Here is a 15473-nt window from a genome sequence, read left to right on the forward strand (position 1 = left end):
TCTGTCCGACACCGCACGCATTGCGGGCATCGCCGCCTCCCTGCCCACGCCGAATCTGGATACCGACCAGATCATGCCCAAGCAGTTCTTGCGCGGCATCGATAAAAAGGGCCTGGACAAAGGCTTGCTGTATGACCTGCGCTATGACGCCGAGCATCAATTGCGCCCCGGCTTCGTTCTCAACCAGCCGGCATACCAGGGCGCCTCGATCATCGTCGCCGGCAGCAATTTCGGCTGCGGCTCCAGCCGCGAACACGCGGTATGGGGATTGCTGCAATTCGGCATCCGCGCCGTCATCGCGCCCAGCTTCGGCGAGATCTTCTACAGCAATGCCATGAACAACCGCCTGCTGCTGGTGATGCTGCCGGAAGCCGACGTGCAGCGCATCATGGAAGACGTTTCCGATCCGCTGACCAGCAAGGTGCTGATCGACGTCGACAGCATGACGGTCAGGAGCCGCAGCGTGGAAGCCTCGTTCACCCTGTCGGCCCGGCATCACCGCATGTTCCTGGAAGGCCTCGACATCATCGGTGCGACTCTGTCGCTGCAAGACGAGATCAGCACATTCCAGCAACAGCACTGGCAACGACGTCCCTGGCTGCACGACATCGCGCACGTCACCAGGACGCGCATCAATGCAACGGTCAACGCAGCGATGAACACAGCGATCAACGCAACTTCGCCCGCCAAACCCTTGGGTAACAGCTAGCAGCATTTCTTGAATCAAGCGGCAGCCGACCATATAAAAAAAGAGGCCGCCGTTCCACATGGGAGACAAACATGGAAGCAACTTCAATCGACTCGCCGGACACCCGGCAAAGCATATGGCAATCCGCATGGCAGTCCGTCAACAACTATAAGATCGGACCGCTGCCGCTACCGGTCTATGTCGCGATTGCGGCGATCACCGTCATTGCCGCGCTTAACAAGAAACTGCCCAACGACATGATCGGCGGCTTTGCCGTGCTCATGCTTGCCGGGTTCCTGCTCGGCGAAATCGGCAACCGGCTGCCGGTCTTCAAGCACATCGGCGGTGCGGCGATTCTGTGCCTGTTCGCCCCCTCGGCGCTGATCGGCTTCAAGCTGATGGATCCGGAAATGCTCAAGGCCATCACCACCACCATGAAGACGGCGAACCTGCAGTATCTGTACATCGCCTGCCTGGTGGCAGGCAGCATCCTGGGCATGAGCCACAAGGTGCTGGTGCAGGGCTTCATGCGCATGTTCCCGCCGCTGCTGATCGGCTCGATCGTCGCCATCGCGGTGGGGATTTCCGTCGGCTGCCTGTTTGGCTACACGCCGAAACATACCTTCTTCTTCATCATCATTCCGATCTTCGGCGGCGGTATCGGCGAAGGGATTCTGCCGCTCTCCATCGGCTATTCGGAAATCCTCGGCAAGCCGCAGGCCGAGCTGATCGCCATGCTGGTCCCGGCCGCATTGCTGGGCAATGTGGTTGCGATCCTGTCGAGCGGCGTGTTGCGCTGGATCGGCGACAAGAAACCGCATCTGAACGGCAACGGCTTTCTCGTCAAGTCAGGTGAAGATGCCGAACTGCTCAGGACCGACCACACCAACGTGCCCATCGACCTGGGCCTGATGGGCGCCGGCCTGCTGGTCAGCTGCGCCTTCTTCATCCTCGGCGCGGTGCTGGCGGAATACACCGGCATTCCCGGCCCTATCCTGATGATCATCAGCACGGCCTTGCTGAAGGTGTTCAAGCTGATCCCCCCAAAAATCGAACTGGGCGCCTACCAGATGTACAAGTTCGTTTCCGGTAACCTGACGTTTGCCATCCTGGTCGGCCTGGGTGCGCTGTTCGTATCGTGGAAGGATCTGGTGCACGCCTTCACGCCGGGTTACTTCGCGGTCTGCGCCGCCACCGTCGTCTCGCTGGTGGCGTCCGGCTTCTTCGCCGGCAAATGGCTCAACATGTATCCGGTGGAGTCCGGCATCGTCACCGCATGCCACAGCGGCCTGGGCGGAACCGGCGACGTCGCGATCCTGTCCGCCTCCAACCGGATGGGCCTGATGCCCTTCGCGCAGATTTCCACCCGCATCGGCGGCGCCGTCATGATCGTATGCGCCACGCTCCTGCTGAAATTCTTCAACTAGGTTCAGATCGATTATCGGCCCGTGCAATCTCCGGGAACATGGCCGCATGTTCCCGGATTTCGTGTTCCCCGGTCTTTAATACGCCGGTCACAGTCGCGGCGTAACATTTGCTCATCAGGCCGCAGTCATTGGCGAAACGACGCCGATAACTGCCGCTAAAGATATCCGCATCTTTAACGATGAGAGAAAAAATGCTTCGCAAAATGACGGTAGGCGTGCGTCTGAGTATTCTGATCGCGCTCATGTCTGCGGCACTCGTATTCGTCGGGGCCCAGGGCATGTTTGGAATGCACTACAGCAACGAACGGCTCAAATCGGTGTATGAAGACCGGACGATTTGCCTGGTGCAATTATCTACCGTCATGGATCTCAGCTATCGCATCCGCAATAGCCTGAACGACGCCCTGAACGCCAACGGTCCCGTCGAGGCAGCGAAGCATCTCAAGGACATGGCGGACTTCGACAAGAAATTTGAAGAGCAATGGCGGGCCTATCGCCTGACCAATCTGACCGACGACGAACGCCGCCTGGGTGACCGCTTTGCAAAACTGTGGCAGAGCTATTCCGAGAGCCGGTCCCGCATTGCCGACCTGGTCAAGGCAGGCAATCTGTGGGATGCCGGCAAAGCGATGGTCATCGCCGACGAACAACTGAGACAGCCCCACGACGTGCTCACCCAGCTGCACAGCATCCAGGCCAAGATCGCCGGGGAAGAATACGAAAAGGCCATCGCGACAAGCGCGCGCGTCATGGACACCAATCTGATTTCCATCGTGGCAAGCGTGCTGTCCGGCCTGCTGTGTTCCGCCCTGATCGTCCGCGGGCTGGTGTCGCAGCTGGGCGGAGAGCCGGCATACGCGGCAGAGATAGTGCGCCAGGTGGCAGACGGCAATCTGGCGGTCGACATCCCGGAGAGAAAAGCCGGTGAAATCAGCCTGCTGGCCGACGTGAAAAAGATGACGGAAAAACTGTCGCACGTGATCAACGAGATCATCTCCCACGCAGAGAGCCTGGCCAGCGCCTCCGGCCAGGTCAGCGCTGCCGCTCAGTCGCTCTCCCAGGCCGCCAGCGAACAAGCGGTCGGCATCGAAGAAACCAGTTCCTCTCTCGATCAGATCAGCGCCGCCATCGCCTCTAATGCAAAAAATGCAAAGGCGACCGACACCGTCGCGCTGGCTGCCGCCGAAAGCGCAGCCGAAGGCAATCGCAAGGTGTGTTCGACACTGACCGCAATGCACTCGATCGCCAAGCGTATCGCCATCATCGACGACATCGCCTATCAAACCAATTTGCTGGCGCTGAACGCCGCCATCGAAGCCGCCCGCGCCGGCGAGCATGGCAGAGGATTCTCTGTCGTGGCCTCGGAAATCCGCAAGCTTGCCGAGCATAGCCAGGTCGCCGCGCATGAAGTCACCGAACTGGTCGGCAACAGCGTCACCCTGGCCGAAGACGCCAGCCAGCTGATCGAGCAGGCAGTTCCGGACATCCAGCGTACGGCAGTACTGGTGCAACAAATATCCAGCTCTTCGGAAGAGCAATCGTCCGGCGTCGGACAAATCAACGCCGTCATCGGCCAATTGAGCGAAGCCACGCAGCACAATGCGGCAAACTCGGAACAGCTCGCCGCGACAGCCGAAGAGTTGAGCTTTCAGGCGGAAAAGCTGGCCAAGGGGATGGCGTTTTTCAAGACGAATCGCGCCGTTGCCGGACAGGACGAAGAAAACCGCCCCGCCGCATCCGGCCGGCTCGCGTTCATCAAGAGGGCCGTTACAAGCCTGGCTCCTGTTTCAGGACGCGGATGAGCACGACGACAAGCGTATTTCTGCCGTCGGCATTGACGTCGGCGATCAGTTGATCACCGGCATTGCCGCTTCGACAACAACCATATCCATAACCATCAGCCAGTATTGCAATAGAGAAAAATCATGACCGGCCCTGTCGCTTGGCGTTATCCTGTAGACATGCATGCAATGAAACTCTGCCTGTCTTTATTCCCGGCGCCAGTGGCCACGCTCCCGAACAACGCAAAAAAAGCCCGCTGACCGGAAGGCTGCGGGCTGAATCCATGTCTTCGACAGACCTGGAGGAGACCACCGCACTGCGCCCGGTTGTTGTGACTTCATGATTACGCCTTGCCTTGCCGATCTCGCCCCTGCGCGCGGAACGGCAAGATCATCAGAGAGAGTTGTTATGGAAAATTATGAGTACTTTGGTATTCCCGAAACCAATCTGCAAGCTGCACGCCACTTCAAGAAAAAGCAAAAGAAACACAACTTCAACGTCGACGTGCCGAGCCGCAAGGAGGTCGCCACACTGGGCCCGCAGGAAATCAGGAAACTGATGGTGGCCTGGATGTGCGACAGCGTGACGGAGATCATTCCCAGCCGCTCACAGATCGCGGAAGCCCGGCTGATCCTGCTGGCGCGGGAAGATGCGGCCAGCCTGTCCGGCTTGATCGAAATGTGCGATCACTACATTCGCGGCGAGTGATCAGCGGCGCCACACGGCCTTGCGCTGAGGCCAGGCTTCAGAGCAGTTTCCGATAAACGACGAAGCCCGACTTCTCGGCGACCTTGTCGTACAGCTTCATCGCCGTGGCATTGGTCTCATGCGTTTGCCAGTAGACCCTGCCGCCTCCTGCCGCCCTAGCCCGGGCATAGACCTCTTCAATCAGCTTGCGCGCCACGCCCCGCCCTCGGCATGACTCCGCGGTAAAGAGATCCTGCATATAGCAGTTGGGCGCAATCTGCGTGGTGCTGCGATGAAACAGGAAATGCGCCAGCCCGATCAGCCGGCCGTCGCATTCGGCAACCAGCGCATGCACCGGTTCATAGGCGTCAAAAAATCGCGACCATGTCATGGCGGTGATCTCATCGGCCAAGGACGTTTCGCCATGGCGTCCGTAGAAGGCGTTATAGCCCTGCCACAGGCTTTGCCATTCGGTGAAGTCTTCTTTCCTTGCCGTGCGTATCCGGACTTCGCTGTTTGCGGAGAGTGTCGTGTCGGTCATCTCGTTTTTTGATTTCCTGATGGATTGTGTTTTTGACTGTCTTTTCAGGCGAGTCGGCAGGCGTCCGGGCAATTGGACCCGGCTGCGGCTGCGCAAACCGCGTCCCTGAGAATGCAACAAAGGTTCTCGATTGACCACCCTTCCCTGGAGATTTTTACCTCCGTGGAGCAGAAAAAGTGCAAATTAGTTTGCTGCAACGCCACATCAGCGGATATCATTAATAAAAACAATTCTCATTACCAAAAATAAACTTTCTGCCTCTGCAAGCCCCACTATGCCATCTCTCCGTACCCGCGCCGTTCTTGTCGGCTTGACAGCTCTCACGCCGTCGCTCCTGTTCGCCCAAAGCACCCCTGCTGCTGCTGCGGCGGCTCCTGCAGCATCCAACCCGGAAGCGGGCCAGTTGCCCACGGTAAATGTCGTTTCCGACAGCGACACCGGCGCCAACTTCAATGCCGCCAAACCGCTGGTCAACAAATCCTCCATTCCGCTTTCGCAAACGCCGCAGTCCATCTCGGTGGTGCCGCGCTCCGTGCTCGACAGCCAGCAGGCTGTGACGCTGTCCGACGCGCTGAAGAATGTGCCGGGCGTGGTTTCCAATCAATACGGCCGGCGCGGTTGGGACGACCTGATCATCCGCGGCCAGGTCGCGTCTGATTCGCTCTACTTGGACGGCTTGCGCACTGCGGCTTCCAATCGCGTGGCAGAACAGTTGTTCGGGCTGGAACAGGTGGAAGTGCTGAAGGGTCCGGCCTCCCTGCTGTACGGCCTGGTGCTGCCGGGCGGCCTGGTCAACATGGTGAGCAAGCGCCCGCAAGCTGACGACTTCGCCAATGTCGACGTCACCGTGGGCAGTCACGATTTCTACGAAACGACCGTCGACCTCAACAAGTCGCTCTCGGACAACGGCAAGCAGGCTTTCCGCATCAACGGCCTTATTTCCAACGCCAACGACGCCACCGACTACGTCTGGTTCAAGAACCGCTATATCGCGCCTTCGCTCTCGCTGGACCTCGGCGCGCGCACCGACTTCACCATCCTGACCAGCTTCCAGGAACGCGGCTACATCCGCCAGCAAGGCCTGCCGCTGTCGGGCTCCATTACCGGCAATATCAACGGCAGCATTCCGCGCAGCAGATTCATCGGCGAGCCTTCGATACGTCCGTACAACGCTACCGAAACGCGCCTGGGCTATTCGCTGACGCATCGCTTCGACGACGGCTGGACGCTGCATAACAACCTGCGCTACCAGCAGTTCACCATGAGCGGCCAACTGGTCGCCAACAATGTGCTCACCGCCACCAGCCAGAGCCTGACCCGCACCGGCACGGACCAGACTTACAACGGTCAGACCTTCACGATGGACACCAACCTGCAGCGCAGTTTCAATACGGCGCTAGGCAAGCATGAAATCACGTTCGGCGCCGACTACCTCAACACGCGCGAAGATACAGTCTCCTACACCTGCACCTTGCCCGCGCTGAACGTCTATAACCCGGTCTACTCCGGTCGCTTCACCTGCCCGGCGACGCCCGGCACCAATACCTCCACGACCGTGCGCGACCTCGGCATCTATCTGCGCGATCAGATCCAATTCGGCGATCGCTGGCAACTGGTGGCGGGCCTGCGCCGCGACAATGCATCGACTTATTCGGACAATATCCTTACCAAGACGCATACCGACAATCCTTCGACCGCCACTACCGGTTCGGCGGCGCTGATGTACGAAGTGCTGCGCGGCGTACGCCCGTACGTCAGCTATGCGACCTCGTATTATCCGAACAGCGGCACCGACGTCAGCGGCAACACGTTCAAACCGGAAACCGGCAAGCAAGTGGAAGCCGGCGTCAAAGTGGAAATGGACGAAGGCCGCACCAACCTGAACGTCGCCGTATTCGACCTGTATCGCCGCAATGTGCTCAGCACCGACCCGCTCAATACCACCTTCAAGATCGCTGTCGGCGAGCAGCGTTCGCGCGGCCTTGAAATCGGGCTGACCTCGGACTTCAAAAACGGCCTGAGCATCCTCGCCGGCTATGCCTACACTGCCGCGACGATCACCGACGACGGCGGACAAAAGCTCACCACTGTCGGCCAATGGCTGGACAACGTGCCGCGCCACACCTTCAATACCAGCGCACGCTATCGCTTCAGCGGCGAACTGAACGGCTGGGAGCTGAACGGCGGCGTCCGCGGACAGAGCATGCAACGCACTAATGGCTATACGCTGCCTGGTTATGTACTGGCCGATGCCGGTATCGCCTACAACGCCGCCAAATGGCGCGCCGCATTGAACGTGAAGAACGTCTTCAATACCGAGTACTACGCCGGCGGCCTGGCGCGTGCCGTGGCGCTGGGAGACGACCGTACGATCATGCTGACCTTGGGTTACCGCTACTGAGCGCCCTGCTTTCATCGTCCTTCACGTCCCGAGTCGACAAGTACAAACGCCCGATGCAAGCCATCGGGCGTTTTGCATTTTGGCGTCGGGATTGCCGCTCGCAACCGGAATTCACGAAACCAAACTGCCGCCCTTAAGCGTCCGCCTCATCTCGCGGAAGCCATCTCTTCGCCGACCGTTTCCGGCATCCAGTCGGCGTCTCCTGCCCGGCGACTGCTCCCGCACACATGACAAATTTGTCATCCACTTGTAATGCCTGCGTGCCGCCTTCCGACATACGCTCGTTTCCAGCATCCCTCAATGTCATCGCTGCATCGGGCAAGTCGGATGCCCGCATGCCATTCGCAATGAAAACAGCAAGCGGCAACTATTTTTGTAATGCCCTGGCGAAACCGACGACTAACCCGCAGTGATCCTCAATAAAGTCAGATAACTGCAGCCGCCATGCTGCCGGTGTCGATGACGGAGAAACTCAGGTGTTCACATTCACTTTCGGATAGGAGACGACATGAAAATCCCTCGCAACGCCCACGATACAAAATCCGATTCGTGCACGCCGCATGCACAACGCCGCATGCTGATGCAACTGGGCCTGGGCATACTCGCGCTCGGCAGCCTGCCGGGACGCGCCCTGGCCGCACCTGTCGCTGCCGTCATGTCCAGTAATGAAGTCGCCATCGACCTGTTCTCCGCCGCAGGCAAATTGGACAAGACCGTGCGCCTGCCCAAGGTCGTCAAAGCGGATGCCGACTGGCGCAAGCAGCTGTCGGAAACTTCTTATCTGGTGACCCGCAAGGCGGGGACGGAGCGGCCCTTCACCGGCAAGGGCTGGGATAACCACAACGACGGTTTGTATCGCTGCATCTGCTGCGATACGGCGCTGTTCGATTCCAAAACCAAGTTCGAGTCGGGCACCGGCTGGCCGAGTTTCTGGCAACCGATTTCCGCAAGCAACGTGGTGGGAGAAACCGACCGCAGTTTTGGCGTTCAACGCACCGCGATCTCGTGCCGCTTGTGCGATGCGCATCTGGGCCACGTGTTTGACGACGGTCCCAAGCCGACCGGTCTGCGTTATTGCATGAACGCCGCGGCGATGCGCTTTGCCGCCCGCGCATGACGCCACGCCTCTCCGGCATCCGGGGTTACTTCAACACCTTCGCCATCTCCGACGTCGGCGCCCAGCCCATGCCGGCATAAAGTTCGCGCCCCATCGGCGTCGAATGCAGGATGGCGAATTGCAGGCCGCGCGCGGCGAATACTTCTTCGGCCAGGCGCAGCAGCATTTTGGCGAGTCCCATTTTGCGGTGCGACGGTTCGACGTAGACGTTGAGGACGTAGCCGCGCTTGTCTTGTTGCGGATGGGAAGGATGCGGCGGCCATTCGATGGACATCAAGCCGATGCCGGCCACCACCTGATCGTGTTCGACGGCAAAGAAACCGTAGTAGCTGCCGTCCAGCAGGCGCGGCGCCAGCCATGCGCGAAAGGCACGCGTCATCTCCGCCAGCGTCTTGTCGTCGCGCCCCGCCTCGCGAAACATGGCTTCGCGGTGGCGGCAAATGAGCTCGACATCGTCAATGCCTGAAGGCCGTATCTGCATCTTGCACTTCCGTCATCATCCAGGATTCGTCGCACCCGCCCGGCAAACGGATAAACCGGTGAACGGATGCGATGATTTGACGAACGCTTCAGACCGCGCCGGCGCTGTCCTGCGCAGCCTTGGCGAGCTTGGCGCGGAAGTCCAGATCGGCGTCCGATTCTTTGTCGTCCTTGTTCTTTTCAACCGTGGCTTCGTGCGTCAGCAGATAGCCGGTGTAGGCCGCCAGCAAATCCTGGGTGAAATCGGCCTTGTCCTTGACCGGCTCCCAGCCGTTCTTGCCCATCTCGTCGACGGAGGCGTTGGCGCCGTTGAAGCTGATGCTGTAGGTATCGTTCTTCTCGTTGTCCATGAAGCCTTCGAGGAAGGCGGTCGCGCTGGCGCCGGGGTTCTTGCCGGCGAAGTCGTTGGCGACGGCGTTGAGCGCCGCCTTGCGGCTCATGTCGGCCTGGGAAATCATTCCTGACAGCTGGTTCTGCAGCGCCGGATTGGCTTGCAGCATCGCCTGGAATTTGTCGTTGCGCTTGTCGCCGCTGAGTTCAAGGCCGTTGGGGCCCGACGTGATGCGAAGAGCCGGCGGGACGGAGATGCCGGCTTGCGACAAGGCGGTGTTCAGCGCAGCGACAGCGGCAGCCTGCGAGGATAGCGCGGAAACATCCACCGCATTGGCAGCCGTGGCGGTTTTCGCGCCGGCGAGGACTTCACGAAATGGCGTACCCGCGACGGTGTTCACAGGCGTCAAAGCCTGGAAGTCGAGCGTCGTTGTTCCGTTGGCGACCTTCAGCATGTTGCTCTCCTTGTGTTTATCCCGAATATTCTATGAGTACTGCCTGAAATTCAAAATCAAATGAAGCAGGGTTATTTCAGGTCAATGCGTCCTCACATTATCTTTTTGTCAATTCCCGCAAGATCACACTCCAAGGTTGCGCACCAGCGAATACGCAATACTCCACATGATGGCGGCGATCAGGCCATCCAGAATACGCCATGCCGCCGGCCGCGCAAACAAGGGTTGCAGCAGCCGCGCGCCGTAACCCAGCGCAAAGAAAAACAGCAGCGAACTGGCGGCGGCGCCAAGCGCAAACGCTATCTTCTGCCCGTCGTATTGCGTGGAGATCGAGCCGATCAGGAATACCGTGTCGAGATAGACGTGAGGGTTGAGCCAGGTCAGCGCCAGACAGATCAGCAAGGTTTTCTTCAGCGGCTGCGGGGCGGCATCCGCCGCAGCCAGGGCCGCCGAAGAGCGCAACGCCGACCACAGGCTTCTGGCGCCATAGGCGAACAAGAAGGCCGCGCCGATGTAGCGCATGGCTTGCTCCAGCCACGGCAGCCTGGCAATGACGACGTCAAAGCCCGCAATGCCGGCGAGGATCAGCAGCGTATCGGAGAGAAAACAAGTCAGGCAGATCAGGAACACGTGCTCGCGCCGCAGTCCCTGGCGCAGTACGAAGGCATTCTGTGAACCGATGGCGAGGATGAGCGAAAGGCTGAGGCTGAATCCGGCGGTGGAGGCTTTGAATGCGTCGATCATGTAGGAAATGGCGGCTGCGAAAACCCGCTACCTTACACCGGATCGCACTCATCGGCACAAGCGTCGGCACAATCCTCTGCACGATCTCCGGCATGGAGGTGCGCGCACGATCAAAGCCGAATATGTGCAGCAGATCCCGGGGCCATGCGCTACCATTGCCGGTAATCGAACTCTGCACCCGGCCGCGTCGCCGCCATCGCATGACAACGAAACCATTGGCACCACCCGCTGACGACGCCGCACCCCGCCCTGCATTGCGGCTGGCCGAAACCGTCTACGAAAAACTGCGCGACGACATCTTCGCCTTCCGCCTGCTGCCCGGCGACCGCTTTGCCGAGAACGACGTCGCCGAGCGGCTGCAAGTCTCGCGCACGCCGGTGCGTGAAGCGCTGATGCGGCTGCAAAGCGAAGGCCTGGTGCGCGGCTATTTCCGCAACGGCTGGGAAGTGGTGCCGATCGACTTCTCGCGTTTCGCCGCCCTCTACGACCTGCGCGAAATGATCGAGCTGCACGCAGTGCGCCGCCTGTGCGATCCGGGCAGACCGGCATCCGCCCGCGAAACGCTGCTGGCCGAAGCCGGCGCCATCTGGCGCGTGACGGCCAGAAAGCGCGCCAAAGACGGACTCGCCGTCGCCGCGCTGGACGAGCAATTCCATCTGTCGCTGGTGGCCGCCGCCGGCAACGCCGAGACCGACGCCGTCTACCGGCAAGTCACCGAACACATCCGCATCATGCGACGCCTGGACTTTGCCTACGGCGACTGCATCGCCGACACCTACAACGAACACGTCGCCATCCTCGACGCCATCGCTGCCGGCGACGCTGCGCAGGCGAGCGCACTGGTCGAACGCCACATCAAGGACAGCCACGCCGTGGTCGAACAGATCACCATCGACCGGCTGGAACACGTCCGCACCGAGATGGCCCAGCACCCCTCGCCGGCACCCGCACGGCGCAAACGCTTCGGCTGAAGCACGCATTTAGTGCAGCTTACCGGGCGCTGACAACCGCGCCCAGTCTGCGTTTCCTCCCGATCCTCTGCCGTTTCTCTTCTGTCCCTGCACGTTTTAACGGGCGAGCGTGACGCTCCTCCCTCGCGCTCGCGCAATGCATGCCCGATGCGCGCTTAGTGGCCCACTCAATGGCACGAATCCTGCATTCCTCCATCCCGAATTTATGCATACATAAATTAACAACCCACCGGCAACGCGCTCCATTCCTCTTCCTTCAGGAGAAAACGCATGACCACTCTGACCGAAACATCCGCCCCTGCCAGCGCGCAGGGCCTGCTCCAGAATCGCTGGTTCCAGCTGCTGATCAGCCTGATCTGCATGATGGCGATCTCCAGCCCGCAATACGTGTGGACGCTGTTCACCAAACCACTCTCGGCCAAACTCGGCGTGCCGCTGTCCGAGCTGCAGATCACCTTCTCCATGCTGATCGTGCTGCAGACCTTCTTCTCGCCGTTCCAGGGCGGATTGATCGAACGCTTCGGCGCGCGCCGCCTGATTTCCATCGGCACCGTCATGTCGGGCCTGAGCTGGGTGCTGGCGTCGCAAGCTTCCAGCATCGGCATGCTGTACCTGAGCTACGGCCTGGTCGGCGGACTCGGCACCGGCATCGTGTATGTCGGCGTGGTCGGCCAGATGGTGCGCTGGTTTCCTGATCGCCGCGGCTTTGCGGTCGGCATGGTCGCCGCCGGTTACGGCATGGGCGCGATCCTGACCACCTTCCCGATCTCCTCCGCGCTCGCCGGCCAGGGACTGGAAAGCACGCTGTGGCAATTCGGCCTGATCTTCGCCGTGATCGGCGTGGTCGCCTCGCAGGCGCTGCGCTCGCCGGATCCGATGACAGCGCTGCCGGCAACGCGCGTCGCGCAATCCACCGGCAACGACCTGACGCCGCGCCAGATGCTGCGCACGCCGCTGTTCTGGCTGATGTTCTGCATGATGACCATGATGTCCACCTCGGGCCTGATGGTGACCTCGCAAATGGCCAGCTTCGCCCGCGACTTCGGCGTCGCCAACGTCATGGTGTTCGGCCTCGCCGCCCTGCCGCTGGCGCTGACCATCGACCGCCTGACCAATGGTTTGACGCGCCCTTTCTTCGGCTGGGTATCGGATCACTTCGGCCGCGAAAACACCATGTTCTTCGCCTTCGCCCTCGAAGGCATCGCCATGGCGCTGTGGCTCATGACGCGTGAAAACGCGGTGCTGTTCGTGCTGTTGTCGGGCGTAGTGTTCTTCGGCTGGGGCGAGATCTTCTCATTGTTCCCATCCACGCTGACCGACACCTTCGGCACGCGCAATGCGACAGCCAACTACGGCTGGCTGTATATCTCGCAAGGGATAGGATCGATTCTCGGTGGACCGCTGGCGGCGCTGATGCACGAGAAAACCGGCAGCTGGCATCCGGTGTTTGGGACGGCGATTACGCTGGATATTCTGGCTGCGGTGTTAGCGTTGTTGGTGTTGAAGCCTTGGAGGAAGAGATATTTGGCGGGAATGGTCAAATAGAAATTTCCCTCAAGATTTAGTACTTTTGACTGGTAATACAAACATGGCTCATTCGAATGCTGAATGAGCCATGAATCCAGCGCTCCTCCCCCATAATCATTAGCCATGTTATTCGTACTACTTATAGAGACGCCTCCTTTTAAAATCGCCAGTCTCTAAACGTCCTTGACAAATTAATGCGAACCAATAGAAGTAGCACTTTTACGGCGCCGCGAATATCTGTCGATAGGAGCAGCTTCAGGAGAAAAAATTTGATGAAAACCACTATGTAGATTTTGAACCATCTTAGCTATGGCACCCAACAGCTCATGGACGTCATCAGTGTTTTCTCTAAGCTGCGCATTTAATCTGCTGTCTTTGTCTCCGCTTTTATCAAGATAGACTTGGTCGACAATTCCACCATTGTGTTCATAGACATGGCGGCGAAAAAAACTTCTTGTAACCAGCGTTCTCTCAGCCTGCTTAATGCCATTGAAAATGTCTATGCCGAAAAAAAGCTCAAACATAGTCGCTACATCTTCAGCATTATGAAATCGTTTGGTTAATTTATCTTTCCTGAACGGCAGCATCGGTATAAGTAAAACCATCTGTTTCGCATATTGAGAAACAACTGAGTCAAAAGCGGCAATGGCGTCACGAACAGAGTCCTCGGCACTTCCTCCGTCTTTTAATTTACTTCGAATCGCAGGAATAATTTGATCCGTAAGCTCCCAAACATCTCGACGTGTTCCGCAAACGCTGCAATACCCAAATCTCCCGATTATGTCGTGCTTTTCACCACATGCCACGCAGCTAAATCTGTATTGCTGACTCTGCTCTGAAATATAAAAACTAGGTTTTGGCCCTTCCTGAGAAGCGGCATCAGCGACCATATCCATGTCTATCACATGCTCACTAATAGAGGGATCTGCTAAGGCATTCGTCAATTGAAATATGTAGTATTCAACATAGAGCTGTTGAGCATCTGACAGGAACTCATAGCTAGGCCCATGCAATCCACATCCTGGGCAAATGGTCGGAAACGGGCCACTCCGCCAGTAGTATTTACATTTAGGACAGTTATGACCAAAGAACTGCTCACTATCTGAAGCGATAAGAACTGGAAATGCGCCCGGAACTGGAGAAGACTCTGATTCCATCCCGACGCTCCAGAATCCAACTGGAATGCCAGGAGCGATAGCATAAAGTCCAAATACAGCGAAAGGGACGGGTCTATTTTGAGATATCCCGACTTGGAACGTCCGACCATGATCTGTATTCGCGAGAGTGAAAGTAACCTTACCGCCGGAATGAGCAATTTCTTGAAAATCTGCCATTTTTTGTCCTGTCTCTTACGTCAATCAGTAGCTTCTGAAAGCTATATGAGGCCCCCGAAATATCACAGTCAAACGAAGGAAATTTTAATTGGCTTAATTCTGTACTACCTACCAGCCGCACTATTCGCTGCTCTCAAAAAGAAAAGGTGCGCCGCAGCGCACCCTAGTCAGGTCTCAGAGGTATGACTCCCCCTTAATATACCCGGCGCGCAGCGTGCTGCGCGCCCGAGTATCCGGTTGTCGGCTTGGCATTTTATTAATTAATGATGTGCGCCACCGCCGAGATAGGCTGCCTGGACCGCCGGGTCGTTCTGCAGTTTGTCGGCCGGGCCGTGTACGGAGATTTTTCCATTTTCCAGTACATAGCCGTAGTCGGCGACGTTCAGTGCTGCAGCGGCGAATTGTTCCACCAGCAGCATCGTAATCCCCTGCTCTTTCAAACGCAAGATGATGCGGAACACCTCGTCGACCAGGATGGGCGCGAGGCCCATTGACGGTTCGTCAAGCAGGATGACTTCGGGGTTCAACATCACGGCGCGGGCCATGGCGAGCATTTGCTGTTCGCCGCCGGACAAGGTGCCGGCCAGTTGCGTCTGGCGTTCCTTGAGGCGCGGGAAAAGCTCCAGCGCGCGTTCCAGATCGTGGGCGATGTCGCCCTTGGGACGTGCCCGTGTGAAGCGCGGGAAAGCGCCCAGCAGCAGGTTGTCGGTGACGCTCATGGTGGCGAAGACGCGGCGGCCTTCGGGCGAATGGGCGAGACCGGCGCGCGCGATCTTGTGCGAGTCCTGGCCGGTGACGTCCTTGCCGCCGAGGGTGACGGTGCCGCCCTTCGGTTTGATCATGCCGGAGATGGCGCGCATGGTGGTGGTTTTGCCGGCGCCATTGGAGCCGATCAGGGTGACCACTTTGCCTTTCGGTACTTCCATGGAAATACCGTGCAGCACTTCAACCTTGCCGTAAGCGGCTTGCAAATTCGAAATCGTCAACAT

At 58.8% G+C, this 15473-nt stretch carries 15 protein-coding genes; 8 read left to right on the top strand and 7 right to left on the bottom strand.

The features are described 5' to 3' along the window. The first annotated feature begins 1 nt into the window (after position 1). Positions 2–709, top strand: coding sequence for a 3-isopropylmalate dehydratase small subunit (gene leuD / locus AKL25_RS11105; protein ID WP_050477802.1), 708 nt, complete (start codon positions 2–4; stop codon positions 707–709). A 71-nt stretch (positions 710–780) separates the two neighbouring features. Further along, positions 781–2115, top strand: coding sequence for a 2-hydroxycarboxylate transporter family protein (locus tag AKL25_RS11110; protein WP_050477726.1), 1335 nt, complete (start codon positions 781–783; stop codon positions 2113–2115). Here the strand turns inward: AKL25_RS11110 and AKL25_RS24430 are convergent. Further along, entirely contained in the window at positions 2108–2359 is a 252-nt protein-coding gene (locus AKL25_RS24430; protein ID WP_167541872.1) for a hypothetical protein, read from the bottom strand. The genes AKL25_RS11110 and AKL25_RS24430 overlap by 8 nt on opposite strands. Here AKL25_RS24430 and AKL25_RS11115 point away from each other — a divergent pair. Next, complete coding sequence (locus AKL25_RS11115; RefSeq protein ID WP_240475711.1) at positions 2358–3917, top strand: HAMP domain-containing methyl-accepting chemotaxis protein; 1560 nt, start codon at positions 2358–2360, stop codon at positions 3915–3917. The genes AKL25_RS24430 and AKL25_RS11115 overlap by 2 nt on opposite strands. A gap of 388 nt (positions 3918–4305) precedes the next feature. Then, complete coding sequence (locus AKL25_RS11120; RefSeq protein WP_050477728.1) at positions 4306–4605, top strand: hypothetical protein; 300 nt, start codon at positions 4306–4308, stop codon at positions 4603–4605. Between the two features lie 37 nt (positions 4606–4642). On the opposite strand, the gene AKL25_RS11125 is transcribed toward AKL25_RS11120, so the two are convergent. Beyond that, on the bottom strand, positions 4643–5125 hold the full coding sequence (locus tag AKL25_RS11125) for a GNAT family N-acetyltransferase (protein ID WP_050477729.1): 483 nt from the start codon (positions 5123–5125) through the stop codon (positions 4643–4645). 274 nt (positions 5126–5399) lie between these two features. Here AKL25_RS11125 and AKL25_RS11130 point away from each other — a divergent pair, with 274 nt between their 5' ends. After that, complete coding sequence (locus AKL25_RS11130) at positions 5400–7526, top strand: TonB-dependent siderophore receptor (RefSeq protein ID WP_050477730.1); 2127 nt, start codon at positions 5400–5402, stop codon at positions 7524–7526. A gap of 508 nt (positions 7527–8034) precedes the next feature. Beyond that, the gene (msrB, locus tag AKL25_RS11140) at positions 8035–8643 is read left to right on the top strand and encodes a peptide-methionine (R)-S-oxide reductase MsrB (RefSeq protein ID WP_420840711.1); all 609 of its coding nucleotides are present in this window, start codon (positions 8035–8037) and stop codon (positions 8641–8643) included. A 25-nt stretch (positions 8644–8668) separates the two neighbouring features. On the opposite strand, the gene AKL25_RS11145 is transcribed toward msrB, so the two are convergent. From AKL25_RS11145 to AKL25_RS11155, 3 genes are all read right to left on the bottom strand, one after another. Further along, on the bottom strand, positions 8669–9124 hold the full coding sequence (locus AKL25_RS11145; RefSeq protein ID WP_050477732.1) for a GNAT family N-acetyltransferase: 456 nt from the start codon (positions 9122–9124) through the stop codon (positions 8669–8671). 88 nt (positions 9125–9212) lie between these two features. Then, on the bottom strand, positions 9213–9908 hold the full coding sequence (locus tag AKL25_RS11150; protein ID WP_050477733.1) for a hypothetical protein: 696 nt from the start codon (positions 9906–9908) through the stop codon (positions 9213–9215). A gap of 123 nt (positions 9909–10031) precedes the next feature. Then, positions 10032–10652 (bottom strand): LysE/ArgO family amino acid transporter, encoded by a 621-nt coding sequence (locus AKL25_RS11155; RefSeq protein WP_050477734.1) that lies wholly within the window; start codon positions 10650–10652, stop codon positions 10032–10034. A 200-nt stretch (positions 10653–10852) separates the two neighbouring features. Between AKL25_RS11155 and AKL25_RS11160 the strand changes: the two genes are divergently transcribed. Next, entirely contained in the window at positions 10853–11623 is a 771-nt protein-coding gene (locus AKL25_RS11160; RefSeq protein WP_050477735.1) for a GntR family transcriptional regulator, read from the top strand. A gap of 270 nt (positions 11624–11893) precedes the next feature. Beyond that, positions 11894–13168 (top strand): oxalate/formate MFS antiporter, encoded by a 1275-nt coding sequence (gene oxlT / locus AKL25_RS11170; RefSeq protein ID WP_050477737.1) that lies wholly within the window; start codon positions 11894–11896, stop codon positions 13166–13168. A 173-nt stretch (positions 13169–13341) separates the two neighbouring features. Here oxlT and AKL25_RS11175 read toward each other — a convergent pair whose 3' ends face one another. Continuing rightward, positions 13342–14484 (bottom strand): hypothetical protein, encoded by a 1143-nt coding sequence (locus AKL25_RS11175; RefSeq protein ID WP_157050592.1) that lies wholly within the window; start codon positions 14482–14484, stop codon positions 13342–13344. A gap of 260 nt (positions 14485–14744) precedes the next feature. Beyond that, positions 14745–15473, bottom strand: a complete 729-nt coding sequence (locus AKL25_RS11180; RefSeq protein WP_050477739.1) for an ABC transporter ATP-binding protein — start codon at positions 15471–15473, stop codon at positions 14745–14747.

The sequence above is a fragment of the Herbaspirillum rhizosphaerae genome (assembly GCF_001189965.1).
GTDB classification, from domain to species: domain Bacteria; phylum Pseudomonadota; class Gammaproteobacteria; order Burkholderiales; family Burkholderiaceae_D; genus Herbaspirillum; species Herbaspirillum rhizosphaerae.